This is a genomic window from Vagococcus fluvialis (assembly GCF_048815235.1).
Classification (GTDB): domain Bacteria; phylum Bacillota; class Bacilli; order Lactobacillales; family Vagococcaceae; genus Vagococcus.
On the sequence record NZ_JBMEAO010000039.1, the window covers coordinates 1 to 1678 of the forward strand.

General features: G+C 38.1%; 1 protein-coding gene. It reads right to left on the reverse strand.

The features are described from left to right. Positions 1-203: 203 nt before the first annotated feature. Positions 204-1523, reverse strand: a complete 1320-nt coding sequence (locus tag ACODH8_RS14485) for an IS1380-like element IS1678 family transposase (protein WP_015075518.1) — start codon at positions 1521-1523, stop codon at positions 204-206. Positions 1524-1678: the final 155 nt, after the last annotated feature.

A 1678-nucleotide genomic window follows, 5' to 3' on the forward strand; every position in this document is an offset into this window, starting at 1 on the left:
CCTGAATAATTCATAGCTTTAATTCTTTGGTACATTTTATTGAAATATGTATCACTAATATCCCTATCAACTGATTTTGACTAAAAAGTTACTTCAAACATTCACTGTTCAAAAATATTGAGGAATAAATTTTGGGTGTAAGGCATTTTGAGCATACTTCTCCCTGGATAACTTCCCAGTAAAAAAATCGTTAGATTGTTGGATTAGATCCATTGACTGGCTCGCCTCAGGCGAGCAAAGACCCTGTAGAATTCATTCTGATACACATGATAACTAGATAATTTGAGATAGACTCGTCTACCCGTTTGGACTAATTTCCCAGCAACTTTCAGAAACTTCAATCGAATAGAATGAATGGTCATTCCCTTTTGGACTTCTTCAAAGCCAATCGTTCTTAAGAAGTTGACTAAGTTGTAAGCTATCAAGCTGAGCATCATTCGGACATGATTCTCCAAAAAGCGAGGACTGTCTGTCTTGTCAAAGTAAAAGCCAGCTTTCGCTTCTTTAATGAAGTTCTCCATTGTGCCACGTTTGGCATAGAGAGAAAAGATGGTATCAGGAGAAACATTTTCTGATAGATTCGTCACGATAAACTCATGTCGAAAGAGTAGTTCGCCCGCTTCACGTGTTGAGCGTATACACACGCGACGACTTTGTGACCAGGATTGTGCTTGATAAGTGGTGGAGAAGTACTGAACTTCTCGTTCTTCCCACTTTTGATTATCGCCATAAAGTACTGATTTCTCAGCTATTTGACCTAGTCTACGATTATTCTTCAGTCGAATAACATAATGACTCTTTTTTGATTCACACGAATCATACACACCAGGTGTAGCGAACCCGCTGTCTCCACGAACCAAGATGTCAGTGTTTGGTAGAGAGTGATTATAGTGCTCTAATAAAGGTGTGAGAAACTCCTTTACGCCTTTTGATGTATATTGATTTCCTGAACGTAGTTCAGCTTTTAAGAAGTCACCAGTCAATCCGTCAAAAGCTACCAATGGATGATAACCATAGGTTTGGTAGTGGGTATTATAATCCGTTTGTTCTTGGTGACCAAATGTATCTGAATGGGTCGAATCTAAATCAATGATTAATTCCGTATCATTACGGATGAGGCGTGCTTTATCAATAAGTTCTTGGTTCAAAGCTTGAAGTTCATGGATATTCTCCTCAGATAGTCGATCTAAAAATCGAGAAAGTGAAGATTGAGAAGCGAGTTCTTTCCTATCTAAAACAGCTTTAAACACAGGATCTTGTCTCAGGAGATTAGCTGCAGAATCAGCTGAGTAACCAGCAATTAATTGCATAATGAACTGCTCAAGTATGGATAAGTTGTCATGAGTAAAATATGCTCGTTCGTCTTCAATGTGAATGTGTTGCTTAGCCAGTTCAGAAAAACCGAAGGTGTTCATCAGCTCTTTCACTAGGACGAGACCCGAATCACTCGATAATTGACCACCTGTATGAGAAATAGTGATATTTGAATTGAATTTTACTTGGTTTTTGTGTAAGCTAGTCATTAGAAGAACTCCTTTCTTTTGGTTGGTTTAGTCACTTTAACCATAGCAGAAAGGGGTTCTTTTTTCATCACTTAACGGGTGAAGATGAAAAAGTAATTGTAAGCTGCCGTGAGGCAGTTTCACATGGTTTTAATTAAAAGTATGAATTATTCAGG

Coding starts and splice junctions, on each gene's coding strand:
- ACODH8_RS14485 (WP_015075518.1), bottom strand. CDS start 1,523: ATGACTAGCTTACACAAAAACCAAGTAAAATTCAATTCAAATATCACT.